Source organism: Daejeonella sp. AP26 (assembly GCF_056680515.1).
On sequence record NZ_CM155286.1, the window covers coordinates 3,326,552 to 3,350,233 of the forward strand.

Below are 23,682 nucleotides of genomic sequence, written 5' to 3' on the forward strand. Positions count from 1 at the left end.
TAATTTATGGCCCTTTAAAGCGGGCAAGCCTATTTATACAACAATTAAGCCATGGGCCGGCATCCGCCAACATGGCACTTTAAGTGCGCAAAATTACTATTTTAAAATAAGAGTTTTGGCCGTTGCAGGTGAGATTTAATATTAATGTAAACGATTAACGGAAACGAATTTGCCGGAGTTAAACTTAGTAGTGTAAAAGGTCATTAAAGAGTGCTCTCGTCAAACGGGCCTAAGTTATTGGATATAAGACAGGCGTAATTAGGTCAACTTTTAATAAGCGTTCATCAGCCCGGGTACTGGCAGGGGTTTCCTGGTAGTTTAGTAGTAGTTTCCTAGTAGTCAGCTAATAAAAAACTGCGAGGAAACTACTACGAAACCTCTATTATATCTCTTAAAAAAATGAACGATCCTAATACATTAGTGACCGAAAATTCGAAAAGGTGACTCAGCATGCGCGGACTTCAAATTTGTTTTGAACTGATCAGCTGCCTATCCGAAATAAATGCCTGTTGTTTCTCTCTTCCCAAACTAAAAAATATCTTTGCTCCATGAATATTCTCATACTAGGTTCCGGAGGCCGCGAAAGCGCTTTTGCATGGAAAATCTCTCAAAGTCAGCTTTGTTCTCAACTCTTTATAGCACCAGGGAACGGCGGCACCGGGGCGTTTGGAAATAATGTCAATCTCAAGATTACTGATTTTGACGCTATTCGAATTTTTGTGTTGAAAAACAACATTAAAATGGTGATCGTAGGGCCGGAAGAACCCCTTGTAAAAGGTATCCATGATTATTTTCTTGAAGATCCGCAGTTGAAAGCAGTTCCGGTTATCGGACCTCAGCGCCGGGGTGCACAGCTGGAAGGAAGCAAGGACTTCTCTAAACAGTTTATGCAAAGGCATAACATTCCGACGGCAAATTACAGGTCCTTTACCAAAAGCACATTACAGGATGGTTTAGCATACCTGCAAACTCAGAACTTACCGATCGTTTTGAAAGCGGATGGTCTGGCCGGTGGCAAAGGTGTTCTAATATGCACCTCTATGGAGGACGCTGAAACCGAATTAACTGCCATGCTAAATGATGCGAAATTCGGAGAAGCGAGCAGTACGGTGGTGATCGAAGAATTTCTACAGGGCATTGAACTATCAGTATTCGTCTTAACAGACGGCAACTCCTATAAAGTATTACCTGAAGCCAAAGATTATAAACGTATTGGGGAGGGCGACACCGGGCTAAATACGGGTGGCATGGGTGCTGTCTCACCGGTTCCTTTTGCAGATGAAGACTTTATGCTTAAAGTGCAGGATCGTATCATTATTCCTACTATTGAAGGATTGAAAAAAGATGAGATCCCTTACAAAGGCTTTATCTTCATCGGTTTGATGAATGTAAACGGCGAGCCTTTCGTAATCGAGTACAATGTCCGTATGGGCGATCCGGAAACTGAAAGCGTCATTCCAAGAATTGAAAGCGATTTTCTAGAGCTTTTGATGGGAGTTGCAGAAGGAAACCTGATTGAAAAACAACTTATTATATCTTCCAAAGTTGCCGCCACAGTGATGCTGGTAGCGGGCGGTTACCCGGGCACTTATTTAACAGCACGCGGAGTTACAGGCATGGATAACGTTCGCGATTCTTTAGTGTTCCACGCGGGAACTGAGTTGGATAATGGGGTTGTTAAAACTGCGGGCGGGAGAGTGATGGCAATAACTTCTCTGCAGGACAATCTATTTGATGCAGTTCAAAATGCAACTGCCGATGCTGGTCGTATCTATTATGATGGGCGATATTATAGACATGATATTGGAACAGATTTGTTCTAGCAGCAATAACCACCATTTACAAATATTGAAAGAGCCGGCTAATTCCAGCCGGCTCTTTTCAATCTACATCAATACGTTTAGATTTTATTTTAAAGCTGCATCGTCAGCAGTCGAGTTGCAATGGTGCGCACCTATGCAATTGGACAGTAGGGTTGCGTCCGCTCTTAAAGAAGCATTTGAACCGTAAGTATTAATCGTTTTATCAGTTTGCTGAACACGCAAACCACTTTTTTTGTCTACGATGGCAGCGAAATAAGTTTCAATCCTGTCCAGTGCTTCGTCTGCTCCGTCGCAGGCTGTTACGCCAGCGCCATTTGCTCCACCTTCCTTGCTCAGTTTATAAGCTAGACCTTGCAGAAAAGCTTGCTTCGCGTCAGTTTTGCCTGTCTTGGCATTAGAACTGAAAAAGATAGCCCTTGCCTGGCTATAAGTATAAGATTTGTCTCCAAACTCCATCTCGGTAATTGGTAACCACTGAGAACCATTTGGCTTGGCAAACCAGTATCCCTGGCTAAAGAAACAACCTCCTGTAGGTGGTAGTGGTGTTTCACATTCCTTGATGACATAACTAAAATAACGCGAATTTGGATTTCGGCTTTCCGGCTTCAGGTTGCCAGCCCACACCATCCCTCCACCGCCGCCTGGCACAACAGCATAAGTGGCGATATAAATGGTGGTTCCCGCTAATGTCAACGGATCTCCTAAAGAACTTAAGGGAATGGTATACGAAAAAGTTCTCAGCACATCTGAATGCTCGGTTACCTCTTCCAGCACACTTGGAGAAGGATTAAGATCTGAAGGTGGAGAAGTATAAATACCGTAACCCGTTTTTGAGAACCTTGAAGCGTTACCTGAAACGGCAAATGTTAAAGTTAGATCTGTAAGCGTCTGGCATATGGCGACTGTACCGACCACCTCATCATTATTGCCAACCGTTTTGTACATATTTTCATTGCTGCAGGTTGAACAATCCACAGCCGAAGTCGCGCCCACAGCAATAGCATTTTGCTCACTTGGTGTAGCAGAATTATCTCGTTTACAAGCATAGAATAAACAGGACACCATAAAAAATAAGGACAGAAATGTCCAGCCGTAAAATCTAGTTGATTTCATAAGATTTAAATGAGGAGTGAGAACGTTAGTTAAAATGAGAGTTTTGGAGACTATAACTTGGTAGTGATCGGACTACATGGGACCCGCACGAATTAAAAAATACGTTCCAACCAACACCCGACTAATTAACTGAATTTGGTAGCTATCGCCCATAAAAGAAAATTTAGCACTCTCAGGAATAAGAAATAGTCGCAATAGCAATGACGAACAGAGAACTAAAGCTACTCATTTTATCTACTTAATATAAAATATTTCAAAATAGTTGTATAATAATATTTTCCAATTGAATTGATTGACTTAAAGTTATTCTGTTCGAACCACATAGGGATAGCAATCTTGGCAGTTTTATTAAAAGAATATAAAAATCATAAATTTGACCCATGACAAAAGACCTTAAGTTGGCCGTACTAATTGATGCTGATAACGTTCCATATGCTAATGTGAAAGAGATGTTTGAGGAAATAGCCAAGTACGGAACACCCACTTTTAAGCGGATCTATGCCGATTGGACAAAACCTACAGTGTCGGGTTGGAAGAAAGTGCTCCTGGAAAACGCCATAACACCCATACAGCAATACAGCTATTCAACCGGCAAAAACGCATCTGACAGTGCCCTCATTATTGACGCTATGGATATTTTATATACAGGGAAAGTGGACGGATTCTGTATTGTTTCCAGCGACAGCGATTTTACCAGGCTGGCAACACGACTTAGAGAGGCCGGAATGAAGGTGATTGGCATTGGCGAGAAAAAAACCTTAAACCCCTTTATAACCGCCTGCGACAAGTTCATATATATTGAAATCCTTAAACAGGAAAAAGAGGAACAACCGGAAGTACAGGGTAAAAAGCCATCTAAAAACGATAAAGCAAAAACCAATAAGCCTTTAAATCAAATCGATCCCCAGGTAATCCGACTACTTTCCGATAGTATAACAGATCTCGCAGATGAGGGAGGCTGGGCCTTTTTAGGAGAATTAGGTAACCTTATGCTAAAGAAAAAGCCTGACTTTGATCCACGAAATTATGGGTTTCCTAAAATGCTCCCCCTAATCAGAAGCATGAATAAGTTTGAGATCGATGAACGCGACAGCGGGAAGATTAACATCAAACATATTTACGTCAGAAAAAAAGGAAACTAATGTCCTATCCATTGTTGCTTAGAAGGACGTGGAAGTTCAGTTTTACCGTGAGCAAACATCAAGTTAGAGGTTGGTAAATAGAAAAATTAAACTTGCAATCTCGTTCTTGACTATCTTTTCCGAAGGGTGATTGGTGCTAAAAGAACTACAATGCGGTTGGACACTGATAGAATATGCACTACCAACCACGCAGGAAAATCATGGCAGGCTTTGTGAGAAATCTAGTTCTTTAAAACTTCAGTTAGCTTCTCAATCAATGCAGGGCCTCGCAAATCACGTGCAATTATCTTTCCCTTTGGATCTAAAAGGAAATTACGAGGAATGGCAGTAATCCCGTATAACACCGCAGCTTCACTTGACCAGTATTTAAGGTCTGATACATGGCTCCAGGTAAGCTGATCGGTTTTTATTGCATTCAGCCAGTTTTTCTTTTCGCGATCCAATGAAACGCCGAAGACGGTAAACCCTTTATTCTTGAAAGTATTATAAGCAGACACGACATTCGGATTTTCCTGCCGGCAGGGACCACACCATGAAGCCCAAAAGTCGAGAAGAACGTATTTGCCTTTCACAGAACTTAAAGCGACCTTCTTCCCAGTCGTATCTGCTAAATTAAAATCAGGAGCGATGGCACCTATGGACGTCTTTTTTTCCTTTTCAATGTATTTATGAATTTCAATAGCTGATTTGCCGGACTTTATCTGTGGACTCAGGCTATTAAATAGAGAATCGGCTTTAATATAATTGCCTGTTAGCTGTCCCAATTGCGGGAGAATCAGCAACGAGATATAAGCGTTTGGATTCTGCACGATAAAACCCTGCTGGAAGCTGATCATCTCTTCCTGTGCTTTACTAAAAACCGGCCCGTACTTCAACTGCACCGAATCTGCAGCGACTCCACTAGTGAGCTCTGCCTGTGCTTCTGTGTTTAACCGGGCAAAAAGTTCTGTGTATTTTGCCTGGCCTGTGTTAAACTTTTGAAAATCGTTATTTGCCTGCGAACCCTTTACCAAAGCTGTAGCAAGCTTGTCGTTAATAGTAACATTGATTTTCCCTGCGTCCAGAATAAATTGAAAGGACTGATCTGTTCCGGGCTGAAGTTTCTCAGTTAATGAAAGGAACCCCGGTACAGGCTCAGATACATCACCTGTAATGCTAAAGGCACCATTCTTAACTACGATTTCCCGAGCTTTAGCTGTAGGTAAATTCTGAAAATTTCCCACCACAAAATATAGTTTGCTAATTCCACTCGAACCAGTGGTTCCTTCAATTTCGAAGGTTCTTTTCTGAGCAACCGCAGATAATGCGCTCAAAGCAAAAAAAGCAAAGCTTATGAATTTTATGAATTTCATTAATTTGAGTATAATTATAAAAGTAAAGATGCTGATAAAAATGGTTTCCGGAAATATGATACCTTACACAATGTAAAGTGTGACAAATCAGAGGCTTTGCTTAAGAACAAAACCTGGAGTAAATTATTGTAATTAACGTTCATAATTTTAATATAATGACTGACCATATTTCTTCTGAATATCCTGAGAAAATTAAAAAACATTTCAAAGTTGTTTACCAGCAGAGCCCGTTGCTTGTACGCTCGCCCGGCAGAGTAAACCTGATTGGAGAGCACACTGATTACAATATGGGCTTTGTGCTTCCCGCAGCTATAAGTAAAGCAATATACCTAGGTGTTCAAAAGCGTGAAGACAATGAAATCCACCTGGTATCTTTTGATTACGATGATCAGTATAAAACTACTCTTGAAGCAATTAACCGCTCCGGTAAATTATGGCCAGACTATATTTTAGGTGTCGTTGAGCAACTTCAAAAAGCCGGCGCTACCTTTTCCGGATTCAACCTGGTTTTTGGAGGAGATATTCCAACCGGTGCAGGGCTATCTTCCTCCGCAGCCCTGGAGTGCGCTGCCGGATTCGCCTTTAACGAGCTTTTCAACTTCGGATTTAGCAAGATCGAGATTGTTAAAATGGGCCAGGCAGCCGAAAACCAGTTTGTAGGTGTGAACTGTGGTATTATGGACCAGTTTGCCAGTGTTTTCGGCCGCGAAAAGAACCTTATTCGTCTTGATTGCCGCAGCCTGGAATACACTTATATCCCGTTTAATGATGATGATATTGAAATCGTTCTATTCGACACACAGGTAAAACACTCCCTGGCGTCCTCAGCATACAATGACCGCCGGGCGCAGTGTGAGAAAGGAGTCGCGTTGATCAGCAAACATAATCCTGAAGTAAAAAGTTTACGCGACGCTACAGAAGAAATGCTGTTGGCTTACGTAAAGCCTGTTAACGAGGAAACCTATAACCGATGTCATTATGTAGTTTCCGAAATACAGCGTCTTCTGGACGGATGTGAAGACCTCGAGAAAAATGACTTGAAAGCCTTTGGCCAGCGTATGTTCGAAACACATGCGGGTCTGCGCGACCTATACGAAGTGAGTTGCCCGGAGCTTGATCACCTGGTAAACCTGGTTACCGGCAATTCGGGTATATTAGGTGCCCGAATGATGGGTGGCGGTTTTGGAGGCTGTACTATCAATCTGGTCAAAAAAGAAGCGGTTGACGAGCTTATCGAACATGTGACCGCTGGATATAAGGCACTGACGGGCAGAGATGTACAGGTATATATAGCCAGTATTCAAAATGGAACCAGCTTGATCTAGCTGCGTTTGAACACCAAAAAAGATAAGGTTTAATTAAGCAGCATCTCTTAGATTTTAAAACTTAAGAGATGCTGATTAAACGGCCAATACAGGCACCATGAAAGGTTAAAACTTATTTTAGTTGCAAGGAGCCAACAGAAAGTTTTAAATTTTGTCCAAACCGTCTGTGAGCGCCACTACCAGTAAATAGAGTACAAAGCAACGAGCAGCCCGAGTACGATCACAGCACCTACTGTAAATGCGGGAGCAGTCTTAAACATACCTTTATCAATTTCAAGACCTTTTGGATTAACACCATTGCGGGTTTCATAAATACTGATGAAGTACATCACGATCACACAAATAGCGAAAACAAAGCCCATACGGTCAATAAATGGAATTTCATACACTCCACTGGCGTTGGCAACCGCAAAACCCATTGGTTCCAGGAACGACAGATCTACATATGCCGGCATGGCTTTAAAAACCACCGAAAGAATAAATCCTCCAATGGTAGCGAAAAGTGCGGCATTGGATGTTGTTTTCTTCCAGAAGAAACCAAGGATGAACATCGCGAAAACACCCGGTGATACAAAACCTGTATACTCCTGAATGTATTGGAATCCCCCCTTTTTATCAATTCCCATATACGGGGCTATCAGGATGGCCATAAGCATAGAAACCACAACTGTGATACGGCCGATGTTTACCTGGCGGGGTTCGTTCGCATCTTTGTTGATAATCTTCTTATAAATATCCAGCGTAAATATCGTGGCAATACTATTCGCTTTACCTGCTAACGAAGCAACAATAGCTGCAGTGAGTGCGGCAAATGACAAGCCTTTCAATCCCTGTGGAAGCAAATTCAAGAGTACAGGGTAGGCTCTGTCAGGATTCACCTCCCCGCCCTGCAACATCTCCGACTGAAAGTTTCCTTCCTGATATAAAACAAAAGCTGCAATACCCGGAATGACTACGATCAAAGGCATCAGCATTTTCAAGAATGCAGCAAATAGAATTCCTGTGCGCGCCGTCTTAAGATCAGCGCCAAGTGCGCGCTGTGTTATATATTGATTACATCCCCAATAATTCAGATTGACGATAAGCATCCCTCCGATCAGCACACTTAATCCGGGCAGATCAGAATAATTGACATTTTCTTTCTTGAAGATCATATGGAAATGATCATCAGCCTTTTCCGTTAAAAGACTAAATCCATTTAAAACACCTGGAGTACCAAAATGCGTAGCCACAAGGTCTAATGCCAAATATGTTGTTGCCAGACCGCCCAGGATCAGGAAGAACACCTGGATCACATCAGTATATCCGATAACTTTCATCCCGCCAAGGGTAATAATGATAGCGAAAACGCCCAGCAGGTACATACAGGCCGTAAGATTGATTCCAGAGATGCTGTTTATAGCCAGTGCCCCAAGGTATAAGATCGAAGTAAGGTTCACCACAACATAGAGAAGCAGCCAGAACACCGCCATGATCATAGATACAGTGGCATTATACCGCTGGTTCAGGAATTGCGGCATAGTATAAATCTTATTCTTTAAATAGACGGGAATGAAGAAAACGGCAACTATGATCAGCGAAAAGGCAGCCATCCATTCGTAGGTAGCAATCGCTAATCCCATCTTAAAGCCGGAGCCGCTCATGCCAATAAATTGTTCTGCCGAAATATTTGAGGCAATTAGCGAAGCGCCGATAGCCCACCACGTCAGACTATCTTTAGCTAGAAAAAAATCTTTTGAATTCTCCTTTTTCGACTGCTTTTGACGATAGACCCACCAGCCGTATGATGAAACAATGATGAAGTAAATAAAAAAAACTACATAGTCGGCAGTCTGAAGTCTATTCATGAATGGCTGTATCTGGTTAGGTGAAACTGGGTTAACTTAAAAGACTGAATGTAGAAAAATTAATTAAATCTTAATACGGTCTCTTAAACTTTTCTACAACCCTTAACTTAACTTCTGAAAAGTACGCCACCAAAGGTCCGGCATTTCGCCGCCTACAGCTGTTTGGTAATCTTCGTAGCCACACGGAACCATATGATAACGTTCATTCATAGAAATTCCGGTGGGGTATGGAACCTGCATCCACCAGCGATCTGTCTTCTTACTTTTTACAAAAATTAGCTCGTGTGAGCCGTCTTTCATATTGGCCCTGTAGATGATGTATTGAGATTTCGGTTGCAACGGGAAATCTTTTTTGCGATTATAGAACCCATCCACAAAATACCAGAGCATCTGCGCCAGTAATAATGCTGTTTGGCCATTCCGGTCAAATGCTGGGTTGAATTCATAAAAGCCAATCGATGTGAGCTTATCATTCATGCCTGCATACCGGCAGATCTGACAGGCCTCTTCGCCATAGAAACCATTCGGAGTCGAGTTAGCGTTCCCACCTGCATCCGATGAGCGGATTGCAGAAATATCAAAACTCACCATATTTGCATTTCGGATTATTGGTTCTGTCCGGCTTACATTTCCATACACATCACCTAAACGATGCACATCAAAATATAACTTATCCATTACCTTCAACGAATCCTGGCTGACAAAATAAGTTTGGAAACCCATATTGCTGAAGTTAAAAAGATAATTAGGCTCGTGCAGCAATATCTTGTTAAGATATGACGTCGAGGCGGTTTCAATGGTTCCCTCTTTATTTTCGTCTATATCAAAGTGAGAATCAATTACTAAGAGATCAACTTTTTGCTCGAGCTCTTCATAAGCCATATACTGAGCGTAGGTCAGGTCTTGTCCCCCTCCCAGAATCACCGGAAGGATATCTCTTTTAACCAGCTCGGCAATCACCATCTTCAAGGCTACATACGTATCTGAAACTTTTGCCCCTGGCTTTATATTCCCCAGATCAACTATTTTAGTCGAATAATCACCCTGGAAAAGCGTATAAAATCTTTCCCTTATATGATCCGGAGCAAGCGCCGTTCCCTGGTTATTAACTGCGTTCCGGTCTTCAAGTACTCCAATTAAAGCAATGTCGTATTTATTATTCTCCAGATCAGGGAAATCATGACTATGGATTTCCAGCTTATCACCCATCTGGCTCAGATAAAAACCTTCTTTTGGAGTTAATTTATCAAGACTTATGGGCGATAAAAAATCAGCTAACGACATCGATGCAGTATAAAGGAATTCAAATAAGGATTGCACGCAGAACACACAACCTTCAACTATGGGCAAATATCTATTTTATTCATTTACTTTTGAAAGCAAATTCTAACATTCCTATAAATGATCTTAGTAACAGGCGCAACCGGATTTCTAGGCTCTGAACTGGTCAGACAGTTGTTGCAGCAAGGCAAACCTGTCAGGGCATTAAAGCGGGAATCATCGGTTATTCCGTCAATTTTATCAGAACACACTTCTATTGATTGGCGTGATGGTGATGTTATTGATTACTATACTCTGAAAGAAGCGATGGAAGATGTCACTGAGGTTTATCATTGTGCTGCTCTGATATCATTCCGCAAAGAGGATAAGAAAAAACTGTTCAAGGTCAACGTAGAGGGTACCGCCCACCTGGTTAATCTCTGCCTTGAAAATAAGGTGAGAAAGTTAGTTCATGCAAGTTCGGTAAGCACCATAGGACAAAACAAAAGTGGTGACCCCAGTAGTGAAGATGACCATTGGCAGTTCAATAAAACGCAAAGCAATTACTCCATATCAAAATATGAAAGCGAAATGGAGGTGTTCCGCGGAATCGCAGAAGGTTTAAATGCGGTGATTGTTAATCCATCAATCATTATCGGTAAAAGTGCTGGAAGTGAAGGCAGCGGGCAATTATTCGAAACAGTGCGCAAAGGGTTAAAATTCTATCCTGGCGGCTCGTGCGGATTGGTGGACGTAGAGGATGTTGCGAGAATTATGATTCAGCTGATGGACAGCGAGATCCAGACCGATCGGTTTATCATCAACTCAGAAAATATGACCTACCGCGATTTGTTCACGTCAATAGCAAATGGTTATGGTTTAACACCTCCGGCTATTAAACTCAATCCATGGATATTTAAAGCCGGCTTTTTAGTCTCATCAATCGCAAAAGCGTTTACGGGGAAAGAGCAAGCAATCACAAAGGAAATCATAACCAGTGCTTTTAAAATGCCGAAATATTCCAACAGGAAGATAACGGAAGCCTTAAATATTCGCTTTAAACCAGTTAGCGAAAGCATCACTGCAATTTGCAACGGTCATTATAATCTTAAAATACATTGAAAAAATACTATATCATCGATTTTGACAGCACTTTCACCCAGGTTGAAGCCCTGGACGAATTAGTTAGAATTTCATTAAAGAACCGTCCGGATAAAGAAGCCGTCTTTAAAGAGATTGAAGATCTGACAAATGCTGCAATGGAGGGGAAGATGTCTTTCCGTGAAAGTTTGACCAAGCGCGTCGCTTTATTACATGCAAACACTGATCATTTAAAGCAACTAGTTACAAGGCTCAAAAAGAAGGTCTCCGCCTCCTTCCTAAGGAACAAAGAGTTTTTTAAAAAACATGCTGATGATGTGCTGATCGTATCGGGCGGTTTTAAAGAGTTCATCACGCCTGTTGTTACTCCTTACCATATTCCGAAAGAAAATATCTATGCAAACACATTTCTATTTGATGTAGACGGGAATATTATTGGTTACGACTCAGATAACCCCCTTTCAGACGAAGGAGGGAAAGTAAGACTCTTGAAAACGCTGAACTTACCTGGCGAAATTTATGGTATTGGCGACGGTCACTCCGATTTCCAGCTAAAAGAGTTCGGTATGATTAAAAAGTTCTACGCCTTTACCGAAAACATAGAACGCAAAACGGTCACCGAAAAAGCAGATCACGTGACCCCTAGCTTCGATGAATTTTTATACATCAACAATTTGCCCAGGGCTATTTCTTATCCTAAAAACCGTATCCTATGCCTTATTATTGGCAATGTTCCGGAAGAATCAGTGCAAATATTAAAGAAAGACGGGTTCTCAATCCGTCAAAAAACCAGCTTTGAGGAAAAGTACGTTGCCGATGTGGGTATGATGCTGTTGGGAAACGGGGAGACTATTGAACCTGAAAAATTGGAACGGGCCGTTAAGCTAAAAACCATTGGCTACCTCGGTAACAGTAAGCAAAAGCTTTCGCACGAGATTTCTACCCGGTTAGGAGTCGTGATTTTTGATGATCCGAAAAACAACTCAAGAAACGCGGAATTTATACCGAAGCGAATGGCCCGGTTCATTAACCAGGGCGACACACACTTAAGCTCAAATTTTCCCCAGCTGCAGCTCCCAAGAATGTCTGGGGCTCACAGGCTTATTCATATTCACAAGAACGTGCCCGGTATTATGGCACAAATAAACCGCGTTTTTGCACATCATAACATCAACATTGTAGGACAGTTCTTGATGACTAATGCCAGCATCGGTTATGCCATTACTGATGTAAACTCCGAGTACGACAAACAAGTCCTCAAAGATCTCAGGCAGATCGATCACACCATTAAATTTAGAATTCTCTATTAAAGAAATTATGGCATGAAGGATTTCTTACTAGTGTTTGCAGGTGGTGGTCTAGGTAGTGTAGCCCGCTTTCTGATCGGTAAAATTTACAAGAACTGGCAACCCCACTTTCCAGTGGCAACGCTGACAGCTAACTTTTTAAGCTGCCTTGTCTTTGGAGCTGTCATCATGCTTGGAGTTAACAAACTGAATCTAAATTACTCACTTAAGCTGCTGCTTATCACTGGCTTTTGTGGCGGGTTTAGCACCTATTCAGCATTTACATTTGAGACGGTGGAGCTCTTCAAGAGTGGTCATCAGGGATTAGCGCTAAGTAATATTATATTGAACTTCGCTTTAAGCGTATCCGGTTTATATCTCGGCATTTTCGCTGTAAAAGCTTTGGGATAAGTATCGATCAATAAGAAAATAGCATATCACCAGCAGAGCGCCGGTTGCAGAAAATAAGAATAAAGCCCTGGCGCCAAATTGATACCATAGCAGCCCGGCCACAGAACTGGCAACCAAGGTGCAAAGGCTGCTAAAAGCGGAGAAAGTTCCAATTGCAGTGGCAGTATCTTTCCTTTCGGCAATATTAGTGATCATAGCTTTTGAAGTACCTTCTGTGCATGCCGCATAAACACCATACAACAAGAAGATCAGGAAGAAACCTGCATTTGTCGTATTAAAAGCCATACCCACATAAACGAGCATAAACACGAACAGGCCAGCAATGAGTATACGCTTACGCCCTATTTTGTCGGCAATGATCCCTGCGGGGTAGGCACTTAACGCATACACCAGATTGTAAAATATATAAGTTCCGATCACAGCGGTATCACTAAGCCCCTGCTCCTTCATCATCAATAGTAAGAAGACATCAGAGCTGTTAATGATCGCAAATGCCAGTAAACCCCTCAGCAAGTGACGGTAAGCCGGCGGGCTGTCTTTCCAGTATCGCACAAAAGAAAAAAAAGAAAAAAGCTTTTCAGTTCTTTCAAATGCTCTTTGATTTCGTTTTTCCTTTAGGAAAAACGTTGTTAAAACACCCAGAAAACCCGGAATGAATGCCAGCATGAATAGTAAAATGTAGTTGCCCGGATAGAAATACAAAAATAACAATGCAAGAGCGGGTCCCAATACAGCTCCTGTTGTATCCATCGATCGATGAAAGCCAAAAACCAGTGCCTTGTTTGCCGACGTACTTTCATCAGATAAAACAGCATCACGCGCACCGGTGCGCAAACCCTTACCAAGGCGGTCAATACTGCGAGCCAGAAATATCCACCATGGATATATAAACACAACCATCATCGGTTTTGAAATCGCGCTAAGAAAATAACCAGCCTGTACAAAAGGCATCCGCCTACCCATCCGGTCAGACAACTGACCGAAATAGCCTTTGCTTAAGCCTGCCAGAGCTTCTGCAAAACCTTCTAAAACACCTATCAGCGCTATCGAAAATCCTATATGCCGCAAATAAACCGGCATCACCGGGTATAACATCTCGCTGGAAACATCCGTCAGCAAGCTCACCACCGACAGAATCCAGACTGTGCGGGTTAATATTTTCACTCCATTAAAATACTACTATCTTTTCAGAAGATACATAATATTATCAGACTCAAAACACCCAGACCAAATTACCTGATGAAATTTGACTGTTTCTCAGTATAACATTCTCTCTTAAGATTAATAACTTTGCTTTATGGAAACTACTCCCGAAATAATAGAAAGGCTAGAAAAACTTCAGGAAAAATATGCAGCGATGGGACAGGATATGGCTTCATACCTTGATGGTCTGCTTCACGCTGATTTTCTGACCTATTGGGATTATATCCATCTGGACACCCTACTGAGCCTTCAAAACCCAAAAACGCCCTTCCCTGATGAGCAGATCTTCATCATGTACCATCAAATCACCGAATTATATTTTAAGCTCTGCCTGCACGAATGCAGGCAGATAAGCAATCATCCGAATCTGACTACTCAATTCATGATTGATCGGATAAAAAGGATCAATTCTTATTTCCAGGCGCTCATCGGTTCTTTCGAGATCATGGTTGAAGGGATGGAAAAGGAACAGTTCCTGAAATTCAGGATGTCACTGCTCCCTGCCAGTGGTTTCCAATCCGGTCAGTACCGTATGATTGAGATTTATTCCACTGATTTTGGTCAGCTTGTGACACCCGAAAAACGGATCCAACTGGAACATAGTTCTGAAGAAGAGCAGTTTGAATCTATTTACTGGAAGTTTGGCGCAACCGAGCTTTCAACGGGTAAGCAAACCCTTACTTTAAAACAGTTCGAAAAAAAATATGCTGTAGAGTTTATCGCCTTAGCGAAGAACACAAAGAGCAGCAACTTTAGAGCGTTGCTAAGAAAACTTAAGGCAACCGGCGAAGACACAACCCAGCTTGAGTCCGAACTCCGGCAGTTAGATACACAGATCAATGTCACCTGGCCACTCGTTCACTATAAATCCGCGGTGCGGTATTTAAATCGCCAGCCTGAAGAGATTAAAGCAACCGGCGGCACTAACTGGCAGAAATATCTGCCTCCACGCTTTCAAAAACGCATCTTCTATCCCGAATTATGGACGAGAAGCCAGATTGACGAATGGGGTAAAAGTTGGGTTGTGAGTGTACTGCCTACACTGGATAATTAGAAGTTTTTAGTCGTTAGTTGCCGGATTTCCTTAATTTTGTACTTTTTAAAACCCTAAGGCATTGATTGATACACTAAACATTCCCGTAAATAGAATACCGGTTTCACGCTTAAGTCAAACTGATTTCGACAATCTTAGTTTCGGCCGTACCTTTTCAGACCATATGTTCGTGGCTGATTATGAGGATGGAGAATGGAAAAACTTACAGATCGTGCCTTATGCGGAATTCAGCATAAGCCCCGCAGCCTCTGCCTTACATTATGGGCAAGCAATATTTGAGGGGATTAAGGCGTACAAGCAGAAGAATGGCGAAATCAGTATTTTCCGCCCGCTTAAAAACTTCGAACGTTTTAATATTTCTGCCGACCGTATGGTAATGCCCGCTGTGCCAGAAGATATCTTCATGCAGGGCATGGCTCAACTGATCAATTTAGACCGTGATTGGGTACCATCACAACATGGTCATTCCCTTTACATCCGACCGTTTATGTTTGCTAACGAGCCGGCAATCGGGGTTCACGCATCCGAATCCTACAAATTCATGATTATTACAGGGCCTGCCGGAAATTACTATTCGAAGCCCTTAAACGTTAAAATCGAAACTTACTACACGCGCGCAGTTGAAGGTGGTGTAGGTTATACCAAAACCGCCGGAAATTATGCCAGTTCCTTATACCCTACTCAACAGGCGCAAAAAGAAGGTTTTGATCAACTTATCTGGACCGACGCAAAGGAGCATGCCTATATTGAAGAATCGGGAACCACGAACGTTATGTTTGTAATAAACGATGTTCTGATCACTCCCACCAGCCGTGACACGATTCTGGATGGTGTTACCCGCAGCAGTATTTTGGCGCTTGCCAAAGCCTGGGGAATGCAGGTTGAAGAACGCCGGGTGAGTGTAGTAGAAGTAGTAGAGGCCGCCAAAAATGGCACTTTGCAGGAAGCTTTTGGTGCCGGCACTGCTGCAACCATCGCCCACATTGCGCAAATTGGTCACGAGGGTGAAACCTACACCCTCCCTGAACCCACAGCCCGCGAATTTTCAAACAAAGCACTAAAAGCCCTGAGCGATATCCGCTACGGATTAGTTGAAGACGAGTTCGGCTGGAATTATATTGTGTAGATCTTTATCCTTAAAAAGGTAACGGTCTGGTTCGATGATCCTTCAAATAAACGGTATTAATCGAAGGATTATCGAACTTGATACCAGAAGCACTTTTAAGGGAGATGTTTCAGCCGGCCATGTGTTTGGAGCTACACTTCCTTCTGAGTGTTAACGCTTTTTTGGTGGGGTTAGACATGTATAACGTTGTAGACTAATAAGACATGTTTGAATAGATCAACACTCCTTTTTGCGCTTCTGCAGAAAACGCTAAAACATCGTCAGTTGGGCTAAATTTTACAGTTGTTCCTGCGCAGTCCAATATATAAACAGCTAATCCACCACTTCCCATTGCCATCCTGATATAAAAAACAGATTTGGTTTGATAAGATGTTAAGAATATTTTGCCCATATAGTTCCCCATGTGTTTCAATGTTGCTTTATCCTCCTCACCCTTTACAATTATGTCTTTTAACCATTAAAGTTGCTCAGGGTTCACCGATCCGCATGCAGTACTTGCCTTTGCTAAAGCGTCTTTCATTGAAGTATCAATTTTCTCAACTGGCAAATCAGCAGTATTCTTACTGCACGCAAGTCCGCTAAAAATCATCACTGAAAGCAATAGAATCCGATATCAAATTCTTCATAGTATTTCAGATTATCAACATTTAAAGATTAGTACAATGTAGTTAACATTCTACCTTCTTCGTTAAAAATATTTCGGGCTATTATCCTATTCACTGAATCGGCATTTATTAAGCTACTCGAAACGGGTTTTCACAGATATATCTCTAAACCAAATTCCTCCGAATAACATACGTCGTTTGTTTAAATTTCCAGGCAACCCATCAAATAAAGAGGATAGCAACAAAATCCCGGTTGATGTTAGCTAACCTGCTTGCACAAGGAGTTACATCAGTTGGAAGTAGATATACCGGCTAAACGGGGGTTTGTTTAGGTCTTGCTTTACTCATGTTCGTGTCTTGCCGCTAATTTAGCGGCAAGACACGAACATGATACGAACCAATCCCAACTAATGTCCTTAGAAATCAAAGAAGGGGGGTTAACCGTTATCTTTTGTTTTTTTGCTTGCGTTCTTCTTTCCGTTTTAATCTTTCCTCGCGTCTTTCTTCCCGCGCTACCTTTACAGTTTTTAGTTCCTGGAGTTTCACAGCAATCTTGCGTTGGGTTATCGGGTCAAGGCCGATAGTCTCCTTTATACCACCCAGCATGCCTTTCCACACCATGCTGATAAATGAAACGCTATCTGGCCGGTTATAGTTAACGTTCACCTGCCGGAGTCTGGCGTTGGGGGCCGGATTTTCACTTTTAAGAATCAGAATATTAGCCGCCATCGAGGCTAAGTTCATTTTTCTTAACCTGGAATTATCTTCCTTCTTAGCCAGCAGTGAAATCTTCAGATCGTTATAATTTACCGTCAGTTTCCCTCGCACACTGCGGATATCACCCTTTAAAGAGAAGTCCATCTTTTCAATGAATCCAGAACGGATCTCAACGAGGGTTAGAGGACGGAGCATCTTGTTAAATTTCTCTGCATCGAGGTTACCAACATTACCGCTCAAAGTAAAGGGCGCTGCTTTTTGCGTTAGATTTAAGTCGAGGATTGCGTTAAAACGGCCGCGCCCCATAATTAAGCCGGTCATAGTAATTTTGCTGATATTGTTTTTAGCCAACACGGCCGAATCATTTGTCACATTCAGAATTGTTCCATCTATCTGATCAAAAAACAGCATTCCCTTCATCTGTGTGCGCGGCATATACTCCGAATACGAGACTCGTGCATTGTAAATGAGTACAGAATCAATTTGTGTTTTCAGCTTTAGTGCCCGTAAAGCAATCTGGGGGAAACTTCGCAGATGATCGCCAGGCCGCTTAGGTAAAGCCTTATTTAGAAAAATGTTGGCGTTGCTATTCCTAATTGTTAGTTTGGATGCTAACAGCCGGCGTTCAGTGTTGAAGGCTTTATAATCTATTTTCTCCAGAAGTATTTCATCAAAACGTAAAGCATAACGGCCTGTGCGGGTTTTTAATCGGCCTGTAAACTGCATTTCATTGTAACGTGGAATTAGTTGCAAACCCTCGAATTTTGCATTGCCATTTCTGGAAGAAGTACTGAAATTCTTAATTTTCACATCATAAAGACCGTTCGGCGACCGCCATTCATAGCTATCAAGATTGATAGCAATATCTTCCGTGTGATACAACTTTGACCGGTCAAACTGCGAGGCCGAATCGATGAGCAGGCCGGTAATCTCTATATCCAAGTTTTTCAGACTTGTTACCTGGTTTCGTACAACACTTTTATCAATATATTGAAAATCAGCATCACCAAAGACGATCTTATCTATTTTTATTGATTTGAGGTATCTGGATAAGCGCTGATAGGCGTTTCGGTTATCAGTGACGGTATCCTGAGGCTGCCATACCTCCTGATAAATCATTCTTACTATAGGTCTGTCAATCTTTAATAACGCCATTTCAAGCTTACGCTGATAGTACACTTTGAAAGGATGTACGCTTTTTAAGTTCAATGTGGCCACCTCGACGCTGAACAAATGCTTTGGCGCTTTACCCTTCCGAATCAGCTGGCGATAAATTAAAGTATCCGGTTTAAAAACAATTTTTTCAAAGGTGGCATTACCCGTCAGAATATTCAGGCTTACGTTCGCGAAAGAGATAGAATATAAACTGTCAGTTGATGTGAGAATGGCCTCCTGAACCTCTCGGGTGAGAACGGGCTTCCAGCGCTGATTAATAAAAACTGCCAACCCGCTTAACAAAAGAAGAAGCATTGCTGAAGGCAATAACAGCCATTTCCAAAAAGCTCGCATTTGAGATGATTTATTGCTTACAACTTCGTTTTGATGATTTTGCAAAGTGCCGATTAAGATTTAAACATACTAATTTAAAGTATTTCTGTTTTCAAAAAAGTCTGCCAAACTGTCATTGTAATGATTTTTATCGTACTTTTGTATCCCAAATATTGAGACAATAATGAGTGAGCAAGCTACTTTAAAATATCCGGCAAATACAAACACTGACCTGTTGCAAACTGCAAGTCAGCATGATGAAGATCGTCAGGGAGAAGCGCTTGTAATGGGGGTTCCTCAATCTGCGAATGGTCGTAAACTATTTATTGAGAGCTATGGCTGTGCGATGAATTTCTCAGATAGTGAGATTGTTGCTTCGATTATGGGTGATATGGGATTCTCTACAACTTCTGATTATAAAGAGGCGGATGTAATCTTCATCAATACCTGCTCTATTCGCGAAAACGCTGAGCAGCGTGTTCGTAACCGGCTTAGAGAATTTAGTGCCGCTAAAACCCGGAATCCAGGACTAACAATTGGCGTATTGGGTTGCATGGCCGAGCGGTTAAAATCGAAGTTTTTGGAAGAAGAAAAATTGGTCGACCTGGTTATTGGTCCGGATGCATATCGCGATCTGCCAAACCTGATCGGTCAGGTGGATGAAGGCAACCGGGCGGTCAATGTGCTTTTGTCCCGTGAGGAGACCTACGCAGATATTAGTCCGGTAAGACTGAATACTAACGGTATTTCCGCCTTTATCTCTATCATGCGGGGTTGCGATAATATGTGTTCGTTTTGTGTGGTTCCCTTTACCCGCGGAAGGGAGCGCAGCCGGGATCCGAAATCAATTATTAAAGAAGCAGAAGAATTATTTAGCAAAGGTTATAAAGAAGTGACGTTGCTGGGTCAGAATGTTGATTCGTATAAGTGGGGAGCCTCATCAGCTTCACCCCCAGCCCCTCTGCAGAGGAGAGGGGAGCAAGACGCGACAGATCTGAACAATGAGATGCAGACTTTGCCTCAAGTAGAATCCAACTCCCTCTCCTCCGGAGAGGGTCGGGGTGAGGCTGTAAACTTTGCCAAACTCCTTGAACTCGTGGCTAACATCAGCCCTGAGTTACGGGTTCGTTTTTCTACATCCCATCCAAAAGATATTACGGATGAGGTGCTGTATACAATGGCCAGGTATGAGAATATCTGTAAGCATATCCACTTACCGGTTCAGTCTGGCAATAGCCGCATTTTAGAAATGATGAACAGGACGTATACCCGCGAATGGTATCTGGATCGCGTGAATGCCATCAGACGAATTATGCCTGAATGCGGAATATCTACTGATATTATCATCGGTTTCTGTAGTGAGACCGAAGAGGAGCATCAGGATACGTTAAGCATGATGGATTATGTAAAGTATGATTTTGCGTACATGTTTACATACTCGGAGCGTCCGGGGACTTTGGCTGCAAAACGGTATGCCGACGATGTGCCTGAAGAAATTAAGAAACGCCGGTTTAACGAAGTACTTGCCAAACAACAGGAATGTTCGGCATTTAAGCTGGAGCAGCGGGTAGGTAAAACATTTAAGGTTTTGATTGAGCGTCATTCGAAAAAATCTGATCAGGATTTTTCAGGAAAAAGTGACCAGAACACAACTGTAGTCTTTAATGCCGACAGCCGTTTCAAGGCGGGCGATTATGTGAATGTGCTGATTGAAAGATGCACACCGGCGACGTTAATAGGTAAGATAGTAGATTGACCATTAGCACATCCGCAGATTACCAAATTAGCAGATCATCAAATTACAACATGGACGTTCAGGAAATAAAGAATCGTTTCGGAATAATTGGAAACTCACCGCTGTTAAACCGGGCAATTGATATTGCCCGACAGGTTGCCCCTACGGATATCTCTGTGTTGATTACAGGGGAGAGTGGCAGTGGTAAAGAAGTTTTTTCACACATAATTCATTCATTAAGTGCACGCAAGCACGGACCCTTTATCGCGGTAAACTGCGGTGCAATACCTGAGGGGACCATTGACTCTGAACTCTTCGGTCATGAAAAGGGGTCATTTACGGGCGCACATGAAGCCCGTAAGGGTTATTTTGAAGTAGTAGACGGAGGTACTATTTTCTTAGACGAAGTGGCTGAACTACCCATCGGCACTCAGGCTCGTTTATTAAGGGTTTTAGAAACCGGCGAATATATCCGTGTCGGCTCATCAAAAGTTCAGAAAACGAACGTGCGGGTTATTGCAGCTACTAATAAAGATGTATTTGATGCAGTCCGCGACGGCAAGTTCCGAGAAGATCTATATTACCGATTGAATACGGTGCCTTTGAAAATTCCGCCTTTAAGGGAGCGAAAAGAGGATATTTATTTGATTTTTCGGAAATTCATTGCTGATTTCACAGATAAATACAGGAGTCCGTCGGTAAACCTCGATAATGATGCCCAGCAGATGCTGATCAATTATAGCTGGCCGGGAAACGTGAGACAATTAAAGAATATCGCCGAGCAAATTGCCGTTCTTGAGAAGGATCGAAACCTGACTCCTCAGAACTTATTAGCTTACATTCCGGACGAATCCAGCCATAACCTGCCCATGCGAATTGATAAAGGCCATAAAGATGATTTCTCTGAGAGAGACATTTTGTATAAAGTGCTTTTTGACATGAAAAAAGATATGGTAGAGTTAAAAAAACTCGTTGTTGATATAATTCAGACCGGAGGAGAACATGCAGATTATTCTTCACATCAACAAACAATTAGTCAGCTTTACAGAGATATTGATATACCGAAGAACCAGGGTAACGGTGGAGTAGACCAGCATCAGTTAACTATCCATCAGCCTCAGAAAGATAACAATTACCGGATGATGGATGAGGCGGAAGAAGTTGAAGAATCGTTGTCGTTACTTGATAAAGAATCAGATCTGATCAAAAAAGCGTTGAAAAAACACAAAGGAAAGCGTAAACTGGCGGCTCAGGAGCTGGGGATTTCGGAACGAACCCTTTATCGTAAAATAAAAGAACTAGATTTGAATTAAGGGTAAATATGATGTACAGACCGATTAAAACAACTCTTCTTTTTCTTATTCTCCCTTTTCTACTGCTTCAACAATCATGTGGATATAAATTGTCGGGCGCATCAATACCGCCCGAAATGAAGACTATTTCGGTTCAGTTTTTTGAAAACAATGCAACATTGGTTGTTCCTTACTTAAGTCAGGACTTTACTGAAGAATTAAAAAATAGAATTCGAAATCAAACGCGTTTAAGTATGGTCAGGGCAGACGGCGACGCTAATTTAGAGGGCCGGATTACCGACTATAGTATCCGACCGGTGGCAATTCAGGGTAACGAACGGGCTGGCTTAAGTCGTCTGACAATCACGGTAAATGTTAAGTATACTAATGTATTAAAGCCTGAGCAAAGCTTTGAACAGTCATTTACGCGTTTTCAAGATCTTGACCTACGAACCAAGTCCTTACAGGTGCAGGAGCGTGAGCTGATACCTGCTATCAACAAACAATTGACCGAAGACATCTTCAACAGAGCTTTTGCTAACTGGTAAACATCTAACGAAACAACATTGGAGCATCAAAAAACAGAAATTAATAAAACCTTATTTTCCCAATGGGTTGCTAATCCTTCAGCAATAGGCGTCGGGGATTTGAGTGAGATTGAATCAATGGTCAGGGAATTTCCCTACTGCCAGATGTTGCATTCATTTGATGCAAAAGCCTTGAGTAAGCGAAATGACGCTTCTTCTAATTCTGTACTGGGAACGGCTGCCCTGTACGCTCCCAACCGCCGCGTGTTATACAATCTGATACATCATCCGGAAGTTTTACAACCTGTAAATGCCGCTATTCCTGCTGAAGCAGATCCTTATTACGAAGTTATTGAGGAAGATGATTACACAGCTGAGATTGAGACAGATGACGAAATAGTGCCGGAAGCAGAGACGCCAGCGGCCATAGCTGAGGTTGAGAAGGAACAAGCACCATCTAAAATATTTGATCTGACTGTCGAAACTGTTGATTTCCAGGAAGAGCCCCCAGCCGAAGTTGATGAAGCCCAGGAGAACCAGGACGCTGAGAAAGAAATCGCTGCCAAGAGTATACGGAACGAAGAGGATAAGATGATTCTTGAAAGCATCGCCGGCGCAGACTTTTTTGCCTTTGATGAAAAAGTAAATGTGCAAACCGATGCCGAAAAGGAAAGTTTCGTTATCGAGGAAAAAGCGTCACAGAATGTGAAAGCAGATTCATTAACCGATAAAGACCCTGCAGACAATCACGAGATGGCGCGGTATGATGATGACAGCATGCCATATAGCTTTTTATGGTGGTTGCATAAAACCCGGAAAGATCATGCTGACACTTATCAGCCGTATGTAGATTTCAAGCTGGATACCAGCAGACAAATTAGAAGGCGATCAGAAAAAGAGCTTGATCATCAGATCATAGAAAATATCTTTCATCTGCAATCGCCACTAGATGACATTGAACATAGTTCCACTCCTCAAACCGTACCATTCGAGCTAAAGCGGAAAGAGGAAGAAATTATAGAAAAGTTTATCAGGGAAGAGCCGCAAATACATCCGCCTTCTCCTGACAAGCTGGATATGGAAAATAAAGCCAGAAAAAGTGCGGAGGATCCAAATGATTTGGTTTCAGAAACACTCGCGACTATTTATACAGAGCAGATGTTATTTCACAAAGCCATTGATACTTACCAAAAATTAAGTTTGAAATTTCCGGAAAAAAGAGCTTACTTTGCCGACCAAATTTCTGAGTTACAAAAGAAAATAAATTAAAAATAT

Annotated in this window: 19 protein-coding genes; 12 read left to right on the forward strand and 7 right to left on the reverse strand. The window is 42.1% G+C overall.

Translation table 11 applies throughout. The features are described 5' to 3' along the window. The first annotated feature begins 548 nt into the window (after positions 1-548). Positions 549-1,823: a phosphoribosylamine--glycine ligase gene (gene purD / locus AC1MCB_RS14175; protein ID WP_479965360.1), complete on the forward strand. Its 1,275-nt coding sequence runs from the start codon at positions 549-551 to the stop codon at positions 1,821-1,823. 84 nt (positions 1,824-1,907) lie between these two features. Here the strand turns inward: purD and AC1MCB_RS14180 are convergent, their stop codons facing one another. Then, positions 1,908-2,936: a hypothetical protein gene (locus AC1MCB_RS14180; RefSeq protein ID WP_479965361.1), complete on the reverse strand. Its 1,029-nt coding sequence runs from the start codon at positions 2,934-2,936 to the stop codon at positions 1,908-1,910. 380 nt (positions 2,937-3,316) lie between these two features. Between AC1MCB_RS14180 and AC1MCB_RS14185 the strand changes: the two genes are divergently transcribed. Beyond that, positions 3,317-4,078, forward strand: coding sequence for an NYN domain-containing protein (locus AC1MCB_RS14185; protein ID WP_479965362.1), 762 nt, complete (start codon positions 3,317-3,319; stop codon positions 4,076-4,078). A 221-nt stretch (positions 4,079-4,299) separates the two neighbouring features. Here AC1MCB_RS14185 and AC1MCB_RS14190 read toward each other — a convergent pair whose 3' ends face one another. Further along, positions 4,300-5,430, reverse strand: coding sequence for a redoxin domain-containing protein (locus AC1MCB_RS14190; RefSeq protein ID WP_479965363.1), 1,131 nt, complete (start codon positions 5,428-5,430; stop codon positions 4,300-4,302). Between the two features lie 155 nt (positions 5,431-5,585). Here AC1MCB_RS14190 and AC1MCB_RS14195 point away from each other — a divergent pair, with 155 nt between their 5' ends. Next, complete coding sequence (locus tag AC1MCB_RS14195) at positions 5,586-6,755, forward strand: galactokinase (protein ID WP_479965364.1); 1,170 nt, start codon at positions 5,586-5,588, stop codon at positions 6,753-6,755. A 176-nt stretch (positions 6,756-6,931) separates the two neighbouring features. On the opposite strand, the gene AC1MCB_RS14200 is transcribed toward AC1MCB_RS14195, so the two are convergent. Both AC1MCB_RS14200 and AC1MCB_RS14205 read right to left on the reverse strand, forming a co-directional pair. After that, a complete protein-coding gene (locus AC1MCB_RS14200) occupies positions 6,932-8,602 on the reverse strand; it encodes a sodium/sugar symporter (RefSeq protein ID WP_479965365.1) in 1,671 nt (556 codons plus the stop codon). Positions 8,603-8,704: 102 nt separating this feature from the next. Continuing rightward, on the reverse strand, positions 8,705-9,886 hold the full coding sequence (locus AC1MCB_RS14205) for a formimidoylglutamase (RefSeq protein WP_479965366.1): 1,182 nt from the start codon (positions 9,884-9,886) through the stop codon (positions 8,705-8,707). Between the two features lie 117 nt (positions 9,887-10,003). On the opposite strand from AC1MCB_RS14205, the gene AC1MCB_RS14210 reads away from it, so the two are divergent. The 3 genes from AC1MCB_RS14210 to crcB are packed head-to-tail and all read left to right on the forward strand — an operon-like array spanning position 10,004 to position 12,660. Further along, a complete protein-coding gene (locus AC1MCB_RS14210) occupies positions 10,004-10,984 on the forward strand; it encodes an NAD-dependent epimerase/dehydratase family protein (protein ID WP_479965367.1) in 981 nt (326 codons plus the stop codon). Next, positions 10,981-12,273 (forward strand): HAD-IB family phosphatase, encoded by a 1,293-nt coding sequence (locus tag AC1MCB_RS14215; protein WP_479965368.1) that lies wholly within the window; start codon positions 10,981-10,983, stop codon positions 12,271-12,273. Before AC1MCB_RS14210 ends, AC1MCB_RS14215 begins: the two co-directional genes overlap by 4 nt. A gap of 12 nt (positions 12,274-12,285) precedes the next feature. Continuing rightward, entirely contained in the window at positions 12,286-12,660 is a 375-nt protein-coding gene (gene crcB, locus AC1MCB_RS14220; protein WP_479965369.1) for a fluoride efflux transporter CrcB, read from the forward strand. On the opposite strand, the gene AC1MCB_RS14225 is transcribed toward crcB, so the two are convergent. Then, a complete protein-coding gene (locus AC1MCB_RS14225) occupies positions 12,622-13,824 on the reverse strand; it encodes an MFS transporter (RefSeq protein WP_479965370.1) in 1,203 nt (400 codons plus the stop codon). The two genes, crcB and AC1MCB_RS14225, sit on opposite strands and share 39 nt — an antisense overlap. Positions 13,825-13,957: 133 nt before the next feature. Here AC1MCB_RS14225 and AC1MCB_RS14230 point away from each other — a divergent pair, with 133 nt between their 5' ends. Then, positions 13,958-14,917: a tryptophan 2,3-dioxygenase family protein gene (locus tag AC1MCB_RS14230; protein WP_479965371.1), complete on the forward strand. Its 960-nt coding sequence runs from the start codon at positions 13,958-13,960 to the stop codon at positions 14,915-14,917. Positions 14,918-14,978: 61 nt separating this feature from the next. After that, positions 14,979-16,043 (forward strand): branched-chain amino acid aminotransferase, encoded by a 1,065-nt coding sequence (locus AC1MCB_RS14235; RefSeq protein ID WP_479965372.1) that lies wholly within the window; start codon positions 14,979-14,981, stop codon positions 16,041-16,043. Positions 16,044-16,236: 193 nt separating this feature from the next. Here the strand turns inward: AC1MCB_RS14235 and AC1MCB_RS14240 are convergent, their stop codons facing one another. Both AC1MCB_RS14240 and AC1MCB_RS14245 read right to left on the reverse strand, forming a co-directional pair. Further along, entirely contained in the window at positions 16,237-16,434 is a 198-nt protein-coding gene (locus AC1MCB_RS14240; RefSeq protein WP_479965373.1) for a hypothetical protein, read from the reverse strand. Positions 16,435-17,092: 658 nt separating this feature from the next. Continuing rightward, entirely contained in the window at positions 17,093-18,919 is a 1,827-nt protein-coding gene (locus AC1MCB_RS14245; protein WP_479965374.1) for an AsmA family protein, read from the reverse strand. Between the two features lie 118 nt (positions 18,920-19,037). Between AC1MCB_RS14245 and AC1MCB_RS14250 the strand changes: the two genes are divergently transcribed. The 4 genes from AC1MCB_RS14250 to AC1MCB_RS14265 all read left to right on the forward strand — a co-directional run bounded on the left by AC1MCB_RS14250 (position 19,038) and on the right by AC1MCB_RS14265 (position 23,676). Beyond that, positions 19,038-20,609 carry a MiaB/RimO family radical SAM methylthiotransferase gene (locus AC1MCB_RS14250; protein ID WP_479965375.1) on the forward strand — a complete coding sequence of 524 codons (1,572 nt, stop codon included), beginning with the start codon at positions 19,038-19,040 and terminating at the stop codon, positions 20,607-20,609. 50 nt (positions 20,610-20,659) lie between these two features. Further along, positions 20,660-21,901 carry a sigma 54-interacting transcriptional regulator gene (locus AC1MCB_RS14255; RefSeq protein ID WP_479965376.1) on the forward strand — a complete coding sequence of 414 codons (1,242 nt, stop codon included), beginning with the start codon at positions 20,660-20,662 and terminating at the stop codon, positions 21,899-21,901. A 116-nt stretch (positions 21,902-22,017) separates the two neighbouring features. Further along, positions 22,018-22,428: an LptE family protein gene (locus AC1MCB_RS14260; protein ID WP_479965377.1), complete on the forward strand. Its 411-nt coding sequence runs from the start codon at positions 22,018-22,020 to the stop codon at positions 22,426-22,428. Between the two features lie 18 nt (positions 22,429-22,446). Continuing rightward, on the forward strand, positions 22,447-23,676 hold the full coding sequence (locus AC1MCB_RS14265) for a hypothetical protein (protein ID WP_479965378.1): 1,230 nt from the start codon (positions 22,447-22,449) through the stop codon (positions 23,674-23,676). The last annotated feature ends 6 nt before the right edge of the window (positions 23,677-23,682 follow it).

Coding starts and splice junctions, on each gene's coding strand:
- purD (WP_479965360.1), top strand. CDS start 549: ATGAATATTCTCATACTAGGTTCCGGAGGCCGCGAAAGCGCTTTTGCA.
- AC1MCB_RS14180 (WP_479965361.1), bottom strand. CDS start 2,936: ATGAAATCAACTAGATTTTACGGCTGGACATTTCTGTCCTTATTTTTT.
- AC1MCB_RS14185 (WP_479965362.1), top strand. CDS start 3,317: ATGACAAAAGACCTTAAGTTGGCCGTACTAATTGATGCTGATAACGTT.
- AC1MCB_RS14190 (WP_479965363.1), bottom strand. CDS start 5,430: ATGAAATTCATAAAATTCATAAGCTTTGCTTTTTTTGCTTTGAGCGCA.
- AC1MCB_RS14195 (WP_479965364.1), top strand. CDS start 5,586: ATGACTGACCATATTTCTTCTGAATATCCTGAGAAAATTAAAAAACAT.
- AC1MCB_RS14200 (WP_479965365.1), bottom strand. CDS start 8,602: ATGAATAGACTTCAGACTGCCGACTATGTAGTTTTTTTTATTTACTTC.
- AC1MCB_RS14205 (WP_479965366.1), bottom strand. CDS start 9,886: ATGTCGTTAGCTGATTTTTTATCGCCCATAAGTCTTGATAAATTAACT.
- AC1MCB_RS14210 (WP_479965367.1), top strand. CDS start 10,004: ATGATCTTAGTAACAGGCGCAACCGGATTTCTAGGCTCTGAACTGGTC.
- crcB (WP_479965369.1), top strand. CDS start 12,286: ATGAAGGATTTCTTACTAGTGTTTGCAGGTGGTGGTCTAGGTAGTGTA.
- AC1MCB_RS14230 (WP_479965371.1), top strand. CDS start 13,958: ATGGAAACTACTCCCGAAATAATAGAAAGGCTAGAAAAACTTCAGGAA.
- AC1MCB_RS14240 (WP_479965373.1), bottom strand. CDS start 16,434: ATGGGCAAAATATTCTTAACATCTTATCAAACCAAATCTGTTTTTTAT.
- AC1MCB_RS14250 (WP_479965375.1), top strand. CDS start 19,038: ATGAGTGAGCAAGCTACTTTAAAATATCCGGCAAATACAAACACTGAC.
- AC1MCB_RS14255 (WP_479965376.1), top strand. CDS start 20,660: ATGGACGTTCAGGAAATAAAGAATCGTTTCGGAATAATTGGAAACTCA.
- AC1MCB_RS14260 (WP_479965377.1), top strand. CDS start 22,018: ATGAAGACTATTTCGGTTCAGTTTTTTGAAAACAATGCAACATTGGTT.